The following is a 21,279-nucleotide window of genomic DNA, read 5'->3' as shown; positions in this document are numbered from 1 at the left end:
CCCTTGACGCAGCTGCCGGAGCCGTCTCCGCTCGCCGACTGCCACACCACGATGGCGCCGCCGTCCGGCAGGCTGGCTACCGACGAGACCGTCTGCGCTCCCGTGGTGGTGGTGTTCACCGTGTACTCGGAGTAGAACGCCGCATCCACGTCAATCACGATACCTTCAATGCCGGTTCCCGAACCGTCCACGTTGTCCGACTGCCACGTCACGTATACGCTGCCGTCCGCGGTCAGCACGGCGTCAAAGATGTGCGTTGCATCCACCGAGTCGCCACCGGTACCCTGGTTGCCGCTCGTGGTGGTGTTCACCAGGAACTCGCGTCCCACCCTGTTATCGTTCGCATCAAAGCGCTGTGCGTAGATGGCCGAGCCATCCCCGTCGCCGCCTTCGGAGCCCCAGATAAGCAGGTAGCCGCCATCATCCAGCGCCACGCCGACCGGCTTATACTGCTTGCCGCTGGTGTAGCTGTTGACGATGAAGTCACCGCTGCCGACCAGCGTCAGCGTCCCGGTGGCGGCATCCACGCGGTAGTGCACTGCGCGGATGTCAGAGCCGCTGGTGCCGCTGTCGCTGCTGTCCCAGAACACCACGATGCTGCCGTCGTTCAGGGTGATAACGTCCGGATAGTTCTGGGAGCTGTCCGTGGTGGTGTTCACCTGGAAGTTACCCCCCAGTGGCGTGCCGTCTGCGGCAAAAATCTGCCCGACAACCCCGCTGCCGCTGGTGTCACCCGGACCGCTGGTGGCGTTCCACACGGTCACGTACATGCCGCCGTGCGCCGCATCGGTAAAGGCCGCCATTTCCGGACCGCCTGAGCTGCCCATGCCCTTGCCGGTTGCCACCGTCACTTCGCCCGTCACCGGCTGGTTATCCGCCCCGTAGCTGCGCTGCACGATGCCTGTGCCCTGGTCTTCCCAGCTGATGATGTAGCCGCCGTCGGCGGTTGCCATCGCACCCGGACGGTTCTGCGCACCGCTGTAGGTGGTGTTCACCTGGAACTCGTCGGTCACCGCCTGGCCGTCGGCGCCGTAGCGGCGCGCCATCACACCGTCGCCGCTGTTGTCCAGTCCGTTAACGTTGGACTCGTAGACGATCAGAAAGCCGCCGTCGGTCAGCGCGATCACCTGCGGGCTGTCCTGATTGTTGGCCGTGCGCTGGTTCACCTGCTGCTCGGTGCCGATTTTATGCACACCGTCTGCCTCGTACAGCTGCATGTAAACCTCGGTACCGGAGGTGCCGTCACCCTGCCACGTCACCACGATGCGGCCGTCCGCCAGCCGGGTGACCGACGGGTTGAGCTGATCGCCTGTGGTAGTGGTATTCACCTGCGCGCTTTCATTCAGCAGATCGTAAGCACTCAGCGCGGCTCCGGAGATCAATACTGGCTGGCTCTGGTTACCTGCCGCGTCAATAGCCGAGAGCGTTCCGTTTTCACCGACACTGAGTGGGTTAGGTACAATACTCCATACACCCTTAGCATCTGCCACCGTGGAGTAAACCGTTCCAGCCGCATTCGTCACGATAACAGTAGCGCCTGCTTCGGTCTGGCCACCCAGAGTCTCCTTAGTATTGGTAGAGAGACCCACGTTCGGCGGCAGTACATCGGTGTCGCTCGACGCTGGTGTCGTCGCAGGCTGATAGTCAATGGTCGTTGGATCGTTGTTGTCCGGCGTCATTTGCTCCAGTCCCAGCGTTTCAACCAGATCCACAACGCGTCCTTTAATCGCCGAGCCTTCGCCGTCACCCACACCTTTGTCAGTCCAGGTCACGTAAAGCTGACCGCCCGCAAGGAAGGTCGCATCGACTTCAACCTGCTCGCCATAGGTCAGCTGATGGATCTGCATCTGCTGGCCCACTTTGTTACCCGCTGCATCAAAGTACTGCGCGTAGATGCCGCTGGTACCTGCACCCGGTGCCGTATCTGTTGCAGACATAAAGAGCGCAACGAAACTGCCATCAGGACGGCTCACGACTTTCGCCAGATGTTGATCGCCTGCTGTTGCCGTGTTGATCAGGAACTCGCTGGTCAGCGCCGTACCGTCTGCCGCATAGATGCGGCCCCAGACGCTGTAACCGTTCTGATCCGGTCCGCTGGTATCGTTAGAGTCCCAGGTCACCACGTAGTTGCCGTTATCCAGCGCGCTTACTGCAGGTGATGCCTGATTATTAGTCAGGGTCTGGTTCGCTACGAAGCTGCCGGTTACCTCATGCAGTGAAGGATCGTAGATCGACACGCCTGCGTCATACCCGGTACCTTTAACGGTATAGGCGATAGCGACCTGGCCATTTTTCAGTAACGTAACAGACGGCAGCGGCTCCCAGTCAGCGCCAAAGCCCAGCACGCCGTTTACGCTCAGCGAAGTCGTAATCAGCACAGTCTCCGCCGTGACCGGCGTGCCGTTTGCATCATACTGGCGGCTGTAAATCGCCCAGTTACCGTTCAGGCTTGCCTGCCATACAACCAGATAGCCGCCATCTTCCAGCGAGGTAATGGCGGGTTCAGTCAGTTTACTTGCCGTGGTACCGGTGTTAACGCTGAACTCTGTGCCATCAGCCACCAGACCATTTACATTACCCGCACCGTCATAGCTGTAGGTATAGCCCTGACCCTTGATATGCGCACCGGAATCCGTGCTCCACACCACTTCGATATGGCCGTTCGTCAGGACCGTAACCTGCGGCGTAATCTGGTCGCCCGCTGTGGTGGTGTTCACCGTGAACTCCGCCCCGACCGGCTGGCCTTTCGCGTCCAGCAGCTGGCCCTTGACGCAGCTGCCGGAGCCGTCTCCGCTCGCCGACTGCCACACCACGATGGCGCCGCCGTCCGGCAGGCTGGCTACCGACGAGACCGTCTGCGCTCCCGTGGTGGTGGTGTTCACCGTGTACTCGGAGTAGAACGCCGCATCCACGTCAATCACGATACCTTCAATGCCGGTTCCCGAACCGTCCACGTTGTCCGACTGCCACGTCACGTATACGCTGCCGTCCGCGGTCAGCACGGCGTCAAAGATGTGCGTTGCATCCACCGAGTCGCCACCGGTACCCTGGTTGCCGCTCGTGGTGGTGTTCACCAGGAACTCGCGTCCCACCCTGTTATCGTTCGCATCAAAGCGCTGTGCGTAGATGGCCGAGCCATCCCCGTCGCCGCCTTCAGAGCCCCAGATAAGCAGGTAGCCGCCATCATCCAGCGCCACGCCGACCGGCTTATACTGCTTGCCGCTGGTGTAGCTGTTGACGATGAAGTCACCGCTGCCGACCAGCGTCAGCGTTCCGGTGGCGGCATCCACGCGGTAGTGCACTGCGCGGATGTCAGAGCCGCTGGTGCCGCTGTCGCTGCTGTCCCAGAACACCACGATGCTGCCGTCGTTCAGGGTGATAACGTCCGGATAGTTCTGGGAGCTGTCCGTGGTGGTGTTCACCTGGAAGTTCCCCCCCAGTGGCGTGCCGTCTGCGGCAAAAATCTGCCCGACAACCCCGCTGCCGCTGGTGTCACCCGGACCGCTGGTGGCGTTCCACACGGTCACGTACATGCCGCCGTGCGCCGCATCGGTAAAGGCCGCCATTTCCGGACCGCCTGAGCTGCCCATGCCCTTGCCGGTTGCCACCGTCACTTCGCCCGTCACCGGCTGGTTATCCGCCCCGTAGCTGCGCTGCACGATGCCTGTGCCCTGGTCTTCCCAGCTGATGATGTAGCCGCCGTCGGCGGTTGCCATCGCACCCGGACGGTTCTGCGCACCGCTGTAGGTGGTGTTCACCTGGAACTCGTCGGTCACCGCCTGGCCGTCGGCGCCGTAGCGGCGCGCCATCACGCCGTCGCCGCTGTTGTCCAGTCCGTTAACGTTGGACTCGTAGACAATCAGAAAGCCGCCGTCGGTCAGCGCGATCACCTGCGGGCTGTCCTGATTGTTGGCCGTGCGCTGGTTCACCTGCTGCTCGGTGCCGATTTTACGTATACCGTCGGCCTCAAAGAGCTGCATGTAAACCTCAGTGCCGGAGACACCTGCGCCCTGCCACGTCACCACGATGCGGCCGTCCGCCAGCCGGGTCGTCGACGGGTTAAGCTGATCGCCTGTGGTAGTGGTGTTCACCTGCATACTTTCATTCAGCAAGCTATACGTAGCCAGTGCAGATCCCTGGAAGGCCACTGTATCGCCCTTGTTCCCTGCTGGATCGATAGCGTAGATCTCTCCTGACTCGCCAGCTGAGATTGGGTTAGGTGCTATCACCCATTTACCCTGCTGATCGGCTACTACGCTATATTCCGTGCCGTTCTTATCGACAATGACAACCACAACGCCTGGCTCAGTAACACCGCTCAGTGACTCCTCTGAGTTTCCTGAAATCCCAACGTTAGGCGCTGTGATATCGATAATAAAATCCCAGCTACTGCTGATTTCACTGACGTTACCTGCAGCATCCGTTGCCGTCGCCGTAATACCGTGTGTCCCTTCCAGCAGGTTAGTGGTCGGCGTATAGCTCCACTCACCCTGTGCATCTGCCGTCACTGTCGCAAGCAGGATGCCATTGTCATAAAGCGTAACCAGCGAGCCTTTTTCCGCCTTGCCGGTAAAGGTCGGCGCCGGATCGTCAATGACATTACCTGCCACTGGTGAGGTGAACTGCAATGTACCGACGTCATCCTGTAATGACTGGATGATCACTGGTTCTGGCGGTGTGGTATCCACATTCAGGGTAAATTTCGCCTCGCTGCTGTTGCCCGCTGCGTTGGTTACCGATGCCGTAAAGACGTGCTCACCATCAGCCAGCTCCGCCACCGCGAACGTCCACACGCCGCTGCTGTTTGCCGTGCTGCTGCCCAGCACCGCGCCCGATTGGTCGCTGATGGTCACCACCGCGCCCGCCGCCGCCGTGCCCTGCAGCTCCGGCGTGCTGTCGTCGGTCAGCCCGCCGTTCAGTACCGCGCCGGTGATGCTTCCCGCATCGTCGTTCGCCTGGTCAATGCTCAGCTCCACGCTGCTGCTGTCCAGCCTGAAGGTCGCGCGCTCGCCGCGGGTTTCGTTCCCCGCCGCGTCCGTCACCTTCACCTGCCAGCTGTGCTCCCCGTCCGTCAGCGTGCCCAGCGCCAGTGTCCAGTTGCCGTCCGCGTCCGCCACCGTGCTGCCTGCCGGCGTGCTGCTGTTGTCCAGATATACCGTCACCGTCGCGCCCGCTTCCGCCGTGCCCTTCAGCACCGGCGCGCGGTCGTCGGTTACCCCGCCGCTGGCAACTTCGCCCTGCACCTCACCCTGGGCGTCCATCAGCGCCGCCACGGCCGCCTCCGGTGCCATGGTGTCCAGCACCACGTTAAACGCGCCGGTCTCCGCCGAGGAAACCCCCGCCGCGTTCACCGCCGTCGCCGTCAGGTCATAGCGGCCGTCCTCGCCCAGCGCCGCCGTGGTAATGCTCCAGCGGCCGTTGTCATCCGCCACGCCCGACCCCGCGTTTACCCGGTTGCCGTCCGCATCCGTGGCCCACACGATGACCGTCAGCCCCGCGCCCGCGGTGCCGTTCAGCGTCAGCGTGCCGTCGTTGGTGAACTGGCCCTTCTGCAGGAAGCCGCTGTCCGCGTCTTCGCCCTGGCTGTAGTCGTCCACCACGTTTTCAATCGCCGGCTGCGCCGGGGCGCTGGTCAGGACGCTGAAGTCCCACGCCGCATCCGCCGTACCGCTTACCTGCGGGCCTTCATTGCCCGCCGCGTCCACCGCCGCGACCGTCAGGGCGTGTGCCCCGCTGCTCATTGCGCTGTCCGGCGTCCAGCTCCACTTGCCGTCCGCCTCCACCGCTGCGCTGCCGATCAGCTTGCCACTGTCGTAGATATTGACGCTGACCACACCCTGCGCTATTCCTGCCGTGCTCACGCTACCGCTGTAGGTCGGGCGTGCATCATCAGTCGTTGCACCGTCGGCGATCTCGCCCCGTACCGGACCGACGTCATCGGTCAGCGTGATGCTGCTGTCTGTAAAGGCGTCGATATCCGGCGCAGTGGTGTCGACGGTAAAGCTCCAGCCATCGTCATCAGTGCCGCTCACCTGCGGGCCTTCGTTACCCGCCGCGTCCACCGCCGCAACCGTCAGGTCGTGTGAGGATCCGTCCGCCATATCCTGCTCCGGCGTCGAGCTCCACTTGCCGTCCGCGCCCACCGCTGCGCTGCCGATAAGCTGGCCGTTGTCATAGATATTGACGTGATCGATGTCGGCGGTTGCGTCGCCGGAGAAGGTCGGCCGTGCGTCGTCGGTGACGCTGCCATCCAGGATCTCGCCGGTAATCGCACCGACGTCGTCGGTCAGGGTGATGCTGTCGATGACCAGGCCCGAGGTCTGGTTATCCGGCGGCGTGCTGTCTGTCGGGCCGTCGATCACAACGCTGTTGCTGTTGCCCGCCTCGTCGGTGGCTTCCACCACGACGTCTTTGGCGTCCACGCCCGCCGGATTCGGCTGGATGCTCCAGTGACCGTCCGCGTCCGCCACCGTGCTGGTCACGCTGTCGCTGACCGGATCGGTGATCACGATCACCGCGCCCGGCTCGGCGTTACCGGCCAGCTCGTCTTCGGTGTTGTTCGTGATTTCCGGAGCCGCCGTGCTGGTATCCAGCTTAAACGGCCATTCTGCGCCAGGCGCGGAGATGTTTCCTGCCGCGTCCGTGCTAACGGCTTTGATACTATGATCGCCGTCTACCATATTGGTGGTCGGCGTATAGCTCCAGTTGCCCTGCGCATCCGCCCGAACGCTGCCCAGCACGCTGTCGCCGTCATACAGCGTAACCAGCGAACCTTTTTCCGCCTTGCCGGTAAAGGTCGGCGACGGATCGTCCGTTACGCCACCACTGGTCGTAGACGTGCCCTGTACAGTGCCTACATCGTCAATCATCCCGGTGATGGTCGGCAGGACAGGTGCGATGGTGTCAACGGTCAGGGTAAATTTCGCCTCGCTGCTGTTGCCCGCCGCATTGGTTACCGATGCCGTAAAGACGTGCTCACCGTCTGCCAGCTCCGCCACCGCGAATGTCCACACGCCGCTGCTGTTTGCCGTGCTGCTGCCCAGCACCGCGCCCGATTGGTCGCTGATGGTCACCACCGCGCCCGCCGCCGCCGTGCCCTGCAGCTCCGGCGTGCTGTCGTCGGTCAGGCCGCCGTTCAGTACCGCGCCGGTGATGCTTCCCGCATCGTCGTTCGCCTGGTCAATGCTCAGCTCCACGCTGCTGCTGTCCAGCCTGAAGGTCGCGCGCTCGCCGCGGGTTTCGTTCCCCGCCGCGTCCGTCACCTTCACCTGCCAGCTGTAATCGCGGTCCGTCAGCGTGCCCAGCGCCAGTGTCCAGTTGCCGTCCGCGTCCGCCACCGTGCTGCCTGCCGGCGTGCTGCTGTTGTCCAGATATACCGTCACCGTCGCGCCCGCTTCCGCCGTGCCCTTCAGCACCGGCGCGCGGTCGTCGGTTACCCCGCCGCTGGCAACTTCGCCCTGCACCTCACCCTGGGCGTCCATCAGCGCCGCCACGGCCGCCTCCGGTGCCACGGTGTCCAGCACCACGTTAAACGCGCCGGTCTCCGCCGAGGAAACCCCCGCCGCGTTCACCGCCGTCGCCGTCAGGTCATAGCGGCCGTCCTCGCCCAGCGCCGCCGTGGTAATGCTCCAGCGGCCGTTGTCATCCGCCACGCCCGACCCCGCGTTTACCCGGTTGCCGTCCGCATCCGTGGCCCACACGATGACCGTCAGCCCCGCGCCCGCGGTGCCGTTCAGCGTCAGCGTGCCGTCGTTGGTGAACTGGCCCTTCTGCAGGAAGCCGCTGTCCGCATCCTCGCCCTGGCTGTAGTCGTCCACCACGTTTTCAATCGCCGGCTGCGCCGGGGCGCTGGTCAGGACGCTGAAGTCCCACGCCGCATCCGCCGTGCCGCTTACCTGCGGGCCTTCATTGCCCGTCGCGTCCACCGCCGCGACCGTCAGGGCGTGTGTCCCGCTGCTCATCGCGCTGTCCGGCGTCCAGCTCCACTTGCCGTCCGCCTCCACCGCTGCGCTGCCGATCAGCTTGCCACTGTCGTAGATATTGACGTAACTGATGTCTGCGGTAGTCGTGCCTGAGTAGGTCGGACGTGCATCGTCAGTGACAGAGCCATCTTCAATCTTGCCCTGTACCGGACCGACGTCATCGGTCAGCGTGATGCTGTCCGCCACCAAACCCGATGTCTGGTTATCCGGCACCGAGGTGTCAACGGTAAAGCTCCAGTCGCCGTCTGCCTGCGGGCCCTCATTGCCCGCCGCGTCCACCGCCGCAACCGTCAGGTCGTGAGAGGTGCCGTCCGCCATATCCTGCTCCGGCGTCCAGCTCCACTTGCCGTCCGCGTCCACCGCTGCGCTGCCGACGAGCTCGCCGTTGTCATAGATATTGACGTGATCGATGTCGGCGGTTGCGTCGCCGGAGAAGGTTGGCCGTGCGTCGTCGGTGACCGAGCCGCTGGCAATCTCGCCGGTGATCGCACCGACGTCGTCGGTCAGGGTGATGCTGTCGATGACCAGGCCTGAGGTCTGGTTATCCGGCGGCGTGCTGTCGCCGGGGCCGTCGATCACAACGCTGTTGCTGTTGCCCGCCTCGTCGGTGGCTTCCACCACGACGTCTTTGGCGTCCACGCCCGCCGGATTCGGCTGGATGCTCCAGTGGCCGTCAGCATCCGCCACCGTGCTGGTCACGCTGTCGCTGACCGGATCGGTGATCACGATCACCGCGCCCGGCTCGGCGTTACCGGCCAGCTCGTCCTCGGTGTTGTTCGTGATTTCCGGAGCCGCCGTGCTGGTGTCAACGGTAAAGCTCCAGTCGCCGTCTGCCTGCGGGCCTTCGTTGCCCGCCGCATCCACCGCCGCAACCGTCAGGTCGTGAGAGGTGCCGTCCGCCATATCCTGCTCCGGCGTCCAGCTCCACTTGCCGTCCGCGTCCACCGCTGCGCTGCCGACGAGCTCGCCGTTGTCATAGATATTGACGTGATCGATGTCGGCGGTTGCGTCGCCGGAAAGGGTCGGCCGCGCGTCGTCGGTGACCGAGCCGCTGGCAATCTCGCCGGTGATCGCACCGACGTCGTCCGTCAGGGTGACTGAGTCACTGACAATGCCGGAGTTGATGTTATCTGGAGGAGTTATGTCCGGTCGGGAACCGTTGGACGGCGGAGAGACATTACCCGCAGGATCGACAACCACGATAGTTACGTCGGTATCCCCTTCATGGACAGGGTTAGGCTGGATACTCCAGTCACCATTTTCATCAACTACAACCGTGGTGGTTTCACCGGTACTGCCATCGGAAATAACCACAGTTGAACCAGGTTCTGCTTTACCTGAGATTTGTTCATCATCATTGCTATTTATAACCGCCGCTTCTGGCGAAGAGGTGTCAGTAAACTCTTCAGTCAGGCTACCGCTATTGCCCGCACTATCAGTTACCGTAACAGTGACGGTGCCATTTGGTTGTGAAGTCGGTGCTTCCACATACCAGTTACCTTCACTGTCCGTCTGGGTCGTGATCTGGGTGCCATCAGGCAGTTGAATGACAACCTGTGAGTCAGGGCTATTCGATGTTCCGGAAAACTCTGGACGACCATCATTATCACTGTCCGCAACAGGATCAAGTGTCACCGATACACTCTTAGCGGAAGAGTCATGGCCACTGCTACCACGCCCGGACGCACCAATAGCAACGCCGCCTGCCGCGCCGCCCAGCAGCATAAAGGGCAACCAACCAAAATTGTTGTGACTGGCAGTCAGCGGATCGGCACTGGCATATCCTTCACCGCCTAATACCTGTTCACCGCTCTGACCTTCAGTTAAAGCTGGCGGATATTCAGCGACATCGCCGGAAGTCGGCACATATTCATAAAATTGACCGTTTTCGCCCAGCCCAATCAGATGAACGTTTTCATTATCATAATAATCTTCCAGCACAATATCAGGATGCTGAGAATCATCCTGGCTAAAGAAAAGCTGCAGATTATTGCCAACGCGCTTGGTTACAACCATTTGCGGAGCATGTCCTGTAGCGCTATCGATCAGTTCTATATTTAATGCACCCTGATGCGGAACTTTGATCGTTGTAGGATTTTCAGATTTTGTATCAACAGTGTATGAAGAGATAATACCCTTCACACCACGCAAGTTCACTTTCAACATAACAACCTTCTTAATTAACGAGGATTGATTAAATTCAATAGAAATAAGGCTTTCACAAACCCTTAATCTCTATATTCATATACTTAGAATAACCGTGATTTTATGACGAGATAATCTGCAATCCTGACATTGCTTCCAGCACAACTCTTGATTCTGGAGTCAGTGAACGGCATTATCAGAACTGATTAATAAAAAATATGGTGCCAGATTGCATCAATGCAGTGAGTATGCAGCGCCCTGAGCGTTACTGCTTTTATCAGCTATCTTCATAGCATTGCTCTGAGCATGACTACTGTCAGAATTTAATAGTGAAGAAGCCACCGGGTGATTCAACAGTTTTGACTCGCCCGCTTCAGAACAAGAACGTTCATTTACTACACGCGATAACGTACGTGATTGTGCTTTGAGACTGGTTAAAACAGATTCAGCTTCCTTTGCAGGCACCAGACGCGCCGTGATTTTCTGCTGATCATTTACCGCTAACTGATAGTAATAGCGCTCACCTGATTTCAGCTCTGGTGTGGATACTTCAATTTTTGCTGGCTGGACAAAATCATGCTGGCTGAACATAACGTCCAGTTTTTTCTGGCCAGGACACACACTAATTTCAGTCCCTCTATCACCTGACATTACGCTCGTATAGTATTGATTATTAACAAATACGTTAACGACGCGTTTTGATGCGGCAGGATTTTTTTCATCAATACGGTAGACAATAATGTGCGCACGCGGGTCGCGTATCTGCTCCGGCGCCTTGTCATTGTTGACCTCTTTAAACAACGATGGCGCAGGAACGTTCTGCGATGGCGCCGCCTCAACATAATTGCAGTACAGGTAGCCTGTAAGTAATAAAACCATACTCAGCATTGCTCCCTGCATAAATTTAAAGGGATTATTCGATGCTTTGCATGTTAAACGTGAATTATTTTCCATATAACTCTCCTTAAGGTGCTTAACCTTTATATTTAAAACACCTTATATCCGATGTTGAACAGGAGCTGACAACTCCTTAAAAAATAAAAAATGGGAAATTTAAACAGCGCAGAAGGGTGAGCCTACGCCTCTGGATAACGTTAAATCTCATTTACATTGATAACTCCTTTGTAAAGTTCAAGCAACGAGACATCATTGATAAATGCATTAAATTCTTTATCTCCTTTCAGAGCGAACTTTCTCATCACATTATATTTATGTGCATAGATTGTTTTAACTGACAAATCTAACCTTTTTGCTGTCTGGATTACACTGTATCCTTTCTTCAAAAAACTAAGCACCTGAAGTTGCACCACGGTGATACGTGCAAATTCGCACCGTAAACAGTCTGAAGGCAGATATCCCATAACTCTTCCCTGAGTGTTTAACCAGGCCTTGGTTATTTTCTCAGTTATTAAACGTACCGAATCCCTTTTTGACACTTCAAGCAAAGATTGATAACAAAATGGTAACGGGTTTTTAATTTTCTCTCCGAAATCATCGGTAAATACCAATATGATACTGCCAGGCTTTCGCTCGCGATAAGCGGGTTGACACATATAAAGACGCCATTGCGAAACATTGATCAGGATGAAGTCAGCCTGCCGCAGGTTATGACTATCAAAACCTGATAAAAATTTTACTTCTGCATCAGATAGCAGTGCCTCCTCAATTACCTTTGATATGCCCAGTCTGAAGAAGTAATTGTCATCCGTACAAACCACATTAACATCCATTTTTTCCCTTCAGCATCACAAAATTCACGATGACAAATATTATATTCAGGTGAACTTACCGTTAATCAGTACCAATTCGCCTTTCTCTTTTAGTTCCTTGAGCACTCTGCAAATGGAACTTTTTGATAAATGAGAACTATTTTCAATAAGATATAGTGCTGAAAATCGTTTCTTTAAATGAGTCGGCAGTTTTTTCCATCTTTCAATCAAAGAAAGAACTTCATCATATGAGTTACTTTTTGGTAACTGAATGTAATTCATCAGATCAGAATACTGTCCTGATAAAATAGACATTGCGTCATTAAAAAGATCTTTCTCAAAAACCAATCGCCAGAACACGTCATAGTCAATGAAACTGACTTTTCCATAATCGACTCGTTCCAGATAGACTGGCGGCTCGTCTAAAGCTGGAGTGACGCCGACAACAAACGGAGCGGATAAGATATTCAAAACCTTATTCTCGCCTTTAAGTTTAAGTAAAAAATCGCCGTCAAGAATGAACATAACGCGACGTACATTATCTTTAGTCAAATGATAACGGCGCTTGCCTCTTGAAATTTCATCTGGATTAGCAATCTGCGTAAATCCTGCTAATGCATCGATGATCCGTTCATGATTTTCAGTCACTCTATACATATTAATTAACTCAATCTAACTGACGCATTGGTCAGTGATTAGCAACAATTCGTAAAATCAGTTTTTTATAGTCTCTTTCTCTTTCGCCTGGTGTACTCGCTTACCTGAGCTCGCCTCCATAACTCGGGCAGTTAAAAATAGTCTTTATCGGTTCCACTATAATAAAACCGTCCCAACAAAATTCAAAACCGCAAATACAAATAAATAAAGACATTCAGGCCAATAAAAGAAACAATAACCAGATCTTACACCATTCAAACGCTGTTTAGTTAGCACATAAATCTACTTTGTAGCACCTTACGGGCAGTGTTATAACTTTTTTCCTAAAAAAAGAATTTCCCATTACCATTTGAAAGATGATGTTATGAGCATGCTATTTTAAAAGCACGCATTTAAACACCTCTCTCAATTTTCCAGCATGGCTGAAAAGAAACAAATCAAATTGGCATCAATGTTAATGCTCCTTACTAAAGTTACGCTGTCAGGCAGCATTGCATGGAAGGAATTAAACCACGGCACCCATCGAACAGATACTTAAATTGATTATCTTTAAATATTTAGTTTTTTATCCTGATATATATGATTTAATTAGCTTAAATCACCAGAAACTGGCAAATGGGATTTTTCCCTTTTTAATTCCACTTCTCAAATGACTTCACATTCAGGCAAGTGAAATCATTAACTCATGGCTTTATGCACAAGCTTATTCATAGATAAATCAGTTTCACTGAACCGCGTTCATGGCATGCGCTTCCCGGATGCCAGATAATTTTAAGCATCAGGCATAAGCAGTGCTGTTAATGGTTAAATCACGCATAAGAATAATGTACGCTCAAAAAATTCCAGAATACCAACAGCAGTTAATATTATGTAAAAATATAATAGCCATATCCTTGCTTACGATAACAAAAGAAGAATTATGGATGTTTTACTATTTCATTTTTTATGACCACCCATTCTAATAGCGCCGTTCGCTAGAAGCGGCATAAATAATAATATTGAAAAAATGATACATGGAGATATCGATGAGAGAGTTAACATCTTTTGAAATGCAAAACGTTTCAGGAGCAGGTTTTTTTGACTTTATTGGCGCTGTAGTTGTCGGTGCCGTTACGGGTATTAGTTCTTTTGGTCTTAAATGGGGAATGAGTGGCGGAAGCACCGGTGGCGTGTTAGGCGTTGGTATTGTCTCTGCCGGTGTAGGTCTGATTGTCGGCGCAGTCCTTGGTCTTGTTGATGGTGCTTTATATGGTGCTATGAATGGCTGGGATAGCACGGCAGGCTGGTTTAACGCGGTCGTTGAAAACCAGTTTGATCCTAATGCATCTGTAATTACAGCTTAAGGAAACAACATGCGTGAATTGAACAATAAAGAAATCGAAGGCGTTAGCGGTGGTTCATTAACTTCGGTGATCCTGGATTTCTTTAAGCAGCTAGGCGCAAGCTCAGAAGAGAAAACTGAATGGACGCGCCCAGACTCAATTCCAGCAGCGAACCCGGTTAGTGGGTCTGCCTTTGGCATGGGTATTGTTGGTGTCGCAGCAGCAGTCGTATTTGGATTGCTGATTTTCTAATTCTCTTGTGAGGAATGAATCCTCCAGGGAAGTGAACGATTATTAAATCGTTCATTAATTGATGTTATTAATTATTTTATACAAAGGAAAGTATATGAAAAAGTTATCTATGGTTGCTCTTGGTCTGATGCTGGCTGCTGCTCACGTTAATGCTGCTGAAGCTTCAGATGGCACCATTAACTTCACAGGAAATATTGCGTCTCAGACTTGTACTGTAAGCGTAAACGGCGGCGGCAGCACTGCAACCGTTACACTGCCTAAAGTAGCAAGTAGTATTTTAAGCACATCTGGTCAGACTGCAGGTAACACTCGCTTCACTATGGCGCTGAGCAATTGCTCAGCTACGACTGGTGACGTGTACGCTTACTTTGAACAAGGTGCCAACGTCAATGCTGATGGTCGTTTGACCAATACTGGTACTGCAACGAATGTTGACCTGCAGCTGCTGGATAGCGGAAATGGCGTGTTGAACGCGGGTAGCACTGAGCAGACCACCTCTCCAAAAACTGTCGCTCTGACTGCTGGTGCAGGTACTCTGACCTATTCTGCTCAGTACTATGCAACTGGTGCAGCTACTGCTGGTACCGTCTTATCAGCTGTGAACTATTCAATCAATTACCTGTAATTGATTATGGTGGGAGCATCTGTTCCCACCTCTCTTCCTCTATCATCATTTCTGTCAAAATCATGAAAAAAAAAAGTTTTAAATTTTTGATCTCCTGTCTGCTGGCTTTTACGGTGACCTCATCGGCTTTTGCCAGCGTGACGATTATCGGTACCCGGGTAATCTACCCCGCAACAGAAAAAGAAGTCACAGTCCGCTTAGATAACCATGGCAATCAACCTGCGCTGGTACAGGCCTGGATTGACAATGGAAATCCTGATGAAGCACTGGATAAAATAAACGTACCGTTTGTCTTGCTACCGCCTGTTTTCCGTATGGAGGCTAACAAAGGACAGACATTACGTATCGTTTATACCGGTTCAAACCTGCCCAAAGATAAAGAGTCGGTATTCTGGCTTAACGTACTCGACATCCCTCCTCGCGATAAAAGCCTTGCGAATCAAAATCAGTTGCAAATGGCTATTCGTAGCCGCATCAAAATTTTCTTTCGCCCAGCCCGGTTCGATGCGATGCAAGCCACAGAAGCAGCGTCGGGTCTTATCTGGCATCAAGGGGAGAAAGCGAATCAGCTGACAGCAACCAATAACTCTTCGTTTTACGTCAACGTTTCACAGATCAATGCCGAGGATAACGCGGGGCGAAAAGTAGTCAGTGAAAAGGGAGATATGCTTGCACCAGGCGAAACAAAAAGCTTCTCCCTAAAAGGATTGAACGCAAATCAAATAAAAACAAACTTTCATTATCAATATCTGGATGATTATGGCGCTGCACGCAATGTAGACGCCAAAATTAGTCAGTAACTTTGGTAACTCATCAGGGGTAATAATGATGGCAAGGATGATTAAAAATAATAAACAAACGGGCAAAATATTTTACCGATCTTTTCTGGCGCTTTTTTTAACTGCATCAACAGGCGCCGCATTTGCAGAAAATTCGTATGATTTTGACGAATCATTTGTGAAGAATCTACCGGGCGTTAAAGTTGATGTGGCCCGCTATGCAACCGGTAACCCTATTGATCCTGGTACTTATACGCTGGATATTTTCCTGAATGGTCGTCAGATTGGTCGGGAAAATGTTCAGGTCATTCGTGAAGGGGCGGGAACCAAAGCGTGCCTTTCCTATGATCTGGTCAAAAGCTTGTCACTTAAGGACACAGTTTTTAGCCCGGGACAAGCTGAAAATTTGCGCTCTGGTAAACAGTGTATGGCGCTGGAAGAGGTGGTTAAAGAGAGTCATGCAGCTATCAATTCTGCCGATATGCAGATGGATATCTCAATTCCGCAAATTTATCTGTTGCGATCTGCGCGCGGCTACGTTGCGCCAGAATTCTGGGATAAGGGTGAAACAGCACTTACGCTAACCTATAACACCAACTATTATCGCTCTGTAAATCACGGTCAGCCATATGACTCATTTTATGGCCGTGCGCTGGCGGGCTTTAACCTTGGCGGATGGATGTTCCGTCACGATGGTTCTCTCAGCTGGCAACGTCAAAAAAACAACGAGTATCATCATTACGATGCAATTAATACCTATGTGCAGCGTGATATTCCGCAAATAAAATCACGGCTGTTATTAGGTGAAGGCAATACCAGTGGCGAAATTTTCGATACGCTTTCTTTTCGTGGTGCGCAAATATCTACAGTTGACCAGATGTGGCCAGACTCTCAGCGAGGCTATGCACCAGAAATCCGCGGCGTAGCCCGAACCAACGCTCAGGTAACTGTATCGCAAAATGGCAACAAAATTTATGAAACGACGGTTTCACCAGGCCCTTTTAATATCACCGATCTTTATCCTACAGGCTACGGTGGTGATTTAGACGTGACCGTGAAAGAAGCTGACGGCGGTGAGACCCGTTTCTCAGTTCCTTACGCAGCGATGACGCGTCTGAAACGTCCGGGCATGACTTTTTATAGTCTGACCGGTGGTGTATCCCGAAAAGACAATATGGTTTATACACCTTCGGTCTATCAGGGCACTATTCAGCATGGTTTTAGCAATAGTCTGACCGGTTACTCAGGTATTCTGGGATCAGATAACTACACCTCTGTGCTGTTGGGAGGTGCATTTGGTTTACCTGTTGGTGCGATCTCACTGGATATTACTGGGGCTCAGACAAAATATGGTGATGAGAAAAAGCAAGGTGTAAGTTATCGGGCAACTTATAGTAAGAAGGTTTCTCAGACTAACACGAATTTTACTCTGGCGGCTTACCGCTTCTCATCATCCGGTTATTACAGTTTTGATAATGCATTACAAATCAATAACTATTATAAAAAAAATCATAAAAACAGTTCGTCAAATTATCTTTCGCGCCCCAAACAACGTTTTTCTATGACGGCAAGCCAAAATTTTGGGGAGTCATATGGGAATATCTATCTTACTGGTTTTGTTCAGAATTACTGGGATTCTGCCGGAACAAATACGCAATTTCAGCTGGGTTACAATAATACAATTGGTCGGGTCTCCTATACTTTATCAGCAAACCGATTATTATATTCAACCGGCGGGCATGACACTCAACTGTCACTCGACTTCTCGGTGCCAATTGGCAGCGATAGTCAAAGTTATGTAACCGGAAGTGCGACACATAATAAACAAGGTGTGAATGCACAAACAGCAGTTAATGGTGTTCTGGGTGAACATGACCAATATAACTATAACGTTGGAATAGCGCGCGATACTGATAATGAGAAGTCCGGTTCAGTTAGTGGGCAGTACCGTTCGCCCTACAGTATGCTGACGGCGTCTTATACTAAAGGGGAAAACTATTATTCTGCCTCGGGTGGTATCAGCGGTGCGGTAGTCGCTTTACCTGATAGCATTAATTTCAGCGCTTATCAGTCTACGACTTATGCTGTTGTTACCGCAGAAGATGCAGAGGGCGCGCGTGTACTCGGCTATCCCAATATTGTGTTAAACGGCAGCGGCAAAGCTATTGTGCCAAACCTTAACCCGTACCGGATAAACGAACTGGCCATCGACCCAAAAGGAATTCCACTGGATGTTGAGCTTGAATCAACTCAGCAGCGCGTTATTCCTGTTGAGGGTGCAGTCGTCAGACTTGATTATAAAACCAGCAAAGGAAAGCCACTGTTAATTCGGGCTAATCAGCCGAACGGAAATGCCTTGCCATTTGGTGCAACGGTTAATGATGAAGACGGTAACCTTATCACCACTGTTTCACAGGGTGGTCAGATTTATGTGAGGTTAAATAAAGATGTCAGCCGCCTGCATATTTCCTGGGGTAAAGCAGCCAGTGATAAGTGTCTGGTTAACCTGGAGTCCGGTATTGTTAATTCCAGTGAAAACAACACCCTTGCAAGGCTCACAACAACATGCAGCAGCGATCAATCAAAACCTGTTCGCTACGTGTCTAACGGCGAAATGAACAAAGATAATCAGGGTTAATCGGGTGACATTATGATGTTTATTAACTTTAGAAGGACACTGACCAGAATAGTCAGCATCATGATTATGGTATCTGGTTTCGTCATGCTAGCACCAATTAATGCGAACGCGGCAGATGATGTCACACTGACGTGCAAAAAATCTCTTTCTGATGCGGTATTAGATTTCCGCTCACTGGGGATAAATATTTCGGCAGCTGTTCCGGTGGGCACGGTCGTTTATAGTGGCAATTTAACAGTCACGTTCAAATGTGCCCTGGATAATCTGCAACAGTTTTTTGATGGTTTAACGGGAGAAGTGTACTTAAAGCGTAAAACAATTGCTGAAGATGCACTCGGTTATGGCTTAACCATTTATACCGGTTACGGTGGTGAAATGTCCACCGACGCTGCCAATATTCCTACCGGCAACAAGATCGCTACTTACGCGTTAACCAGTGGCGGTACAGTCGGTGCTTATACTGATGTCACATTGAATGTGCCTTTTCAGATTGTGCGGACGTCAAACTCGATGGCTGGCCCCAATTTGCTTCCGGACTATGTCAACGTATTTGATGTAGGCTCATTGGTACCAGGAAATGACCTGAAACTTTATGTCAGATATATTAAAAGCGGCATCACTGTGAGGGATCAAACCTGCTCAGCAGCAGGCGATGTTAACCCGAGGGTGTCATTAGGGAGTTACACAGCGAATACCAGCAGTGGGTTGGGTTCCGGTATTGGACAAACCAGCCCATCTACCGCTTTTAATCTTCAGCTTAACTGTGAGGCACTTCTTTCAGGTACCTTTGACGTTATGATGCAGTTGGATGGGGATGCGGCTGATGGGCTATCGGATGTCGGCGTAGTTTCTCTGAACTCGACCTCAACTGCCAGCGGAGTGGGTGTTCAGATTCTGAATGAAAGTCAGCAACCTGTTGCACTGGCAGCACCATACAGAGTTGCAGCTTATCCACTGTCGTCAGCATTGATAACAGTGCCCTTATATGCACGTTATTACCAGACTGCTGCCACAATAACCCCTGGTAGTGCTAACGCAGTTGCTACCTATACCATTAGTTATCAGTAACCATATGGGCTCTTCGGAGCCCTTTACCAGACTTTATAAACTGAGAAAGGATTTTATCAGTGGATAGGCCATTAAAAGGAAGGAGGTTTAAAGTTGGTGTCTCTGATGAGAGTCCTTTTATTTTTTATTCAATACAAAAAATACTCTCAACCGAATTTCACAACCTGGACATTGCAGCATACCCGGTAGAAGCAGAAAATCTTTTTGTAAAACTGAATAGCGATCCTCCTGATATATTAATTACTGATTTTTGCTTTAACTTTGAACGTAATGATTTGAACGGCGTTAGAAAGCTAGAAGAAATTTACAACCATAATGCTAACCTTAAAATCATTATCTTTACGGCACAGAATAGCCCGGCCATTTTGAAAAGAATATTGCAAATTCCGGTAAATGCAATAGTGAGCAAACGTGATGATATACGGGATCTGGTAGAAGCTTTGCACTGGGTTTGCTCATCGAATTCTGAAATATTTTATTCAGAAAAGATGAAAGATCTGGCGCATTCTGCTTCAGAGGAGCCCGCACAGACTCTTTTATCACCCGCAGAAGTTGAAGTAATCAGACTTTTTGCTATCGGGTACAGTTTAATGGAGATAGCTAAAGCACGTAAACGTAGTATCAGTACGGTTGCAACGCAGAAATATAACGCCATGCGTAAACTTCAGCTGCAGTCTAATACTGATTTGATTAAATATGTCTTTGCCCAGCAACTCATCTAATTTCGGGCTTAATTTTTAAGAAACAGCGAGCATCATGAAATTTTATAATTTTAAAATTGCATTTATTGTACTGTCCTGCGTGCCATTTGGATCTTATGCGACCAGCTTACAGCAGGCTGCCCGAGCCGCATTAACCTATGACTCTGCATTGCAATCCAGCCAGATGACCAGTGAAGCCGATCAGCAAAAATACTGGCAGGGTATGGCCGGAATGTTGCCCACATTGACGCTCGAAGGAAACTGGGATCGTCAGGAACAGCCGGATAAAAAATATCAAAGTGGTGTAACAAATCACAGTTACGATCTCAGTGTCAGACAACCCCTGTTTGATATGAGTAAATATGCTGGCTGGCGTAAAGGCGTTGCTATTGCCAATACCGCTGAAGCCCAGTCAAAAAAAGCTGAAGAAAAGTTATTAAATGCGATCAGTAATGCCTACTTTTCGGTGCTCTATCAGCAGGAAGTTTTACAGGCTGCGAAAGCTGCCAGTCACAACTTCAAACAACAGCAGCAAAAACTGCAGGCCGGTATTCTGAATGGACAAAACACTCGTACAGAGCTGGATGAAGCTAAGGCCAATTATGCTCTTGCTCAGGCCAAAGAAATAGAGGCGAGTAGTCAGTTATTGCTGGCTGGAGAAGCATTTCGTCGCTTATCGGGTGTCAGCCCGGACACTGTCGAGCCGGTAAATTTTCAGTGCCTTAACGCTTCGCCCTACGCTTCTTTAACTGATGCGATTAATGCCAGCCAGCAACGTAACACTGAAATCAAAATTGCCCTGTTTCAGAATGATCAGGCCGATGCTGATGTATTGGCTGCAGATGGCGCACATATGCCTGTCGTGTCACTTTACGCCAGATATGGCAAAAACTGGAGCCGTAACGATAACGACGATAATTTACTTTATGATGCTATTTTTGGCACTAACTCTAAAAGTAATAATCTGCAGTATGGCGTTAACGTTTCTATTCCATTATTCGCGGGTGGCAGCCAGATTTCACAATCTTATGAAGCAGCCTATCGCCGTCAGGCAGCGAAATATTCCACCATGGAAGCACAACGCAAAGCGGCTACAGATACACGTTCAGCATGGCTTAGTCTTACGAATGGAAAAGCGTTAATCAACGCGCAGAAAAATGCCGTCGAGTCTTCACGCGAAAAAGTGGTGTCTGTTCAATATGGCCGGGAAATGGGTTTCCGTACGGTAAATGATGAGCTTGATGCCCAGCAAAAATATTTTAGTGCGCTTAAAGATCAGGCTGAAGCTCGCTTCAATTACCTGAACGCCCTCATTAATCTGGCACAAAGTACCGGATCACTATCAATCGACATGCTGAATTTTTTTCAGTGCCGTTAATCCCTTACTCATGATGATTATAT

The 21,279-nt window shown here is 51.8% G+C and carries 12 protein-coding genes; 8 read left to right on the top strand and 4 right to left on the bottom strand.

Features of this window, described 5'->3' with window-relative positions:
- From ACVKSX_RS20895 to ACVKSX_RS20880, 4 genes are all read right to left on the bottom strand, one after another.
- A partial coding sequence (locus ACVKSX_RS20895) for an Ig-like domain-containing protein (protein WP_354469029.1) occupies positions 1-9,998 on the bottom strand: 9,998 nt, incomplete at its 3' end.
- A 363-nt stretch (positions 9,999-10,361) separates the two neighbouring features.
- A complete protein-coding gene (locus tag ACVKSX_RS20890; RefSeq protein WP_163641623.1) occupies positions 10,362-11,081 on the bottom strand; it encodes a hypothetical protein in 720 nt (239 codons plus the stop codon).
- 140 nt (positions 11,082-11,221) lie between these two features.
- A complete protein-coding gene (locus ACVKSX_RS20885; protein ID WP_010256756.1) occupies positions 11,222-11,857 on the bottom strand; it encodes a helix-turn-helix transcriptional regulator in 636 nt (211 codons plus the stop codon).
- A 45-nt stretch (positions 11,858-11,902) separates the two neighbouring features.
- Positions 11,903-12,493, bottom strand: coding sequence for a helix-turn-helix domain-containing protein (locus ACVKSX_RS20880; protein ID WP_010256759.1), 591 nt, complete (start codon positions 12,491-12,493; stop codon positions 11,903-11,905).
- Positions 12,494-13,518: 1,025 nt separating this feature from the next.
- Between ACVKSX_RS20880 and ACVKSX_RS20875 the strand changes: the two genes are divergently transcribed.
- The 8 genes from ACVKSX_RS20875 (at position 13,519) to ACVKSX_RS20840 (ending at position 21,256) form a co-directional block, all read left to right on the top strand.
- Positions 13,519-13,836 carry a hypothetical protein gene (locus ACVKSX_RS20875; protein ID WP_010256762.1) on the top strand — a complete coding sequence of 106 codons (318 nt, stop codon included), beginning with the start codon at positions 13,519-13,521 and terminating at the stop codon, positions 13,834-13,836.
- A gap of 9 nt (positions 13,837-13,845) precedes the next feature.
- Entirely contained in the window at positions 13,846-14,067 is a 222-nt protein-coding gene (locus ACVKSX_RS20870; RefSeq protein ID WP_010256766.1) for a hypothetical protein, read from the top strand.
- A gap of 94 nt (positions 14,068-14,161) precedes the next feature.
- Positions 14,162-14,692, top strand: coding sequence for a fimbrial protein (locus ACVKSX_RS20865; RefSeq protein WP_010256772.1), 531 nt, complete (start codon positions 14,162-14,164; stop codon positions 14,690-14,692).
- Positions 14,693-14,754: 62 nt separating this feature from the next.
- On the top strand, positions 14,755-15,492 hold the full coding sequence (locus ACVKSX_RS20860; protein WP_033759838.1) for a fimbrial biogenesis chaperone: 738 nt from the start codon (positions 14,755-14,757) through the stop codon (positions 15,490-15,492).
- Between the two features lie 25 nt (positions 15,493-15,517).
- Positions 15,518-18,109 (top strand): fimbria/pilus outer membrane usher protein, encoded by a 2,592-nt coding sequence (locus tag ACVKSX_RS20855; RefSeq protein ID WP_163763522.1) that lies wholly within the window; start codon positions 15,518-15,520, stop codon positions 18,107-18,109.
- 12 nt (positions 18,110-18,121) lie between these two features.
- Entirely contained in the window at positions 18,122-19,177 is a 1,056-nt protein-coding gene (locus ACVKSX_RS20850) for a fimbrial protein (protein ID WP_010256778.1), read from the top strand.
- Between the two features lie 59 nt (positions 19,178-19,236).
- Positions 19,237-19,899 carry a response regulator transcription factor gene (locus ACVKSX_RS20845; RefSeq protein ID WP_192073377.1) on the top strand — a complete coding sequence of 221 codons (663 nt, stop codon included), beginning with the start codon at positions 19,237-19,239 and terminating at the stop codon, positions 19,897-19,899.
- Positions 19,900-19,933: 34 nt separating this feature from the next.
- A complete protein-coding gene (locus ACVKSX_RS20840) occupies positions 19,934-21,256 on the top strand; it encodes a TolC family outer membrane protein (protein WP_010256785.1) in 1,323 nt (440 codons plus the stop codon).
- Positions 21,257-21,279 lie beyond the last annotated feature (23 nt).

The organism is Pantoea sp. PvP021, assembly GCF_054056055.1.
The sequence above is the reverse complement of the archived record's forward strand: the minus strand, read 5'-3'. Positions and strand labels throughout refer to the sequence as shown.

Coding starts and splice junctions, on each gene's coding strand:
- ACVKSX_RS20890 (WP_163641623.1), bottom strand. CDS start 11,081: ATGGAAAATAATTCACGTTTAACATGCAAAGCATCGAATAATCCCTTT.
- ACVKSX_RS20885 (WP_010256756.1), bottom strand. CDS start 11,857: ATGGATGTTAATGTGGTTTGTACGGATGACAATTACTTCTTCAGACTG.
- ACVKSX_RS20880 (WP_010256759.1), bottom strand. CDS start 12,493: ATGTATAGAGTGACTGAAAATCATGAACGGATCATCGATGCATTAGCA.
- ACVKSX_RS20875 (WP_010256762.1), top strand. CDS start 13,519: ATGAGAGAGTTAACATCTTTTGAAATGCAAAACGTTTCAGGAGCAGGT.
- ACVKSX_RS20870 (WP_010256766.1), top strand. CDS start 13,846: ATGCGTGAATTGAACAATAAAGAAATCGAAGGCGTTAGCGGTGGTTCA.
- ACVKSX_RS20865 (WP_010256772.1), top strand. CDS start 14,162: ATGAAAAAGTTATCTATGGTTGCTCTTGGTCTGATGCTGGCTGCTGCT.
- ACVKSX_RS20860 (WP_033759838.1), top strand. CDS start 14,755: ATGAAAAAAAAAAGTTTTAAATTTTTGATCTCCTGTCTGCTGGCTTTT.
- ACVKSX_RS20855 (WP_163763522.1), top strand. CDS start 15,518: ATGATGGCAAGGATGATTAAAAATAATAAACAAACGGGCAAAATATTT.
- ACVKSX_RS20850 (WP_010256778.1), top strand. CDS start 18,122: ATGATGTTTATTAACTTTAGAAGGACACTGACCAGAATAGTCAGCATC.
- ACVKSX_RS20840 (WP_010256785.1), top strand. CDS start 19,934: ATGAAATTTTATAATTTTAAAATTGCATTTATTGTACTGTCCTGCGTG.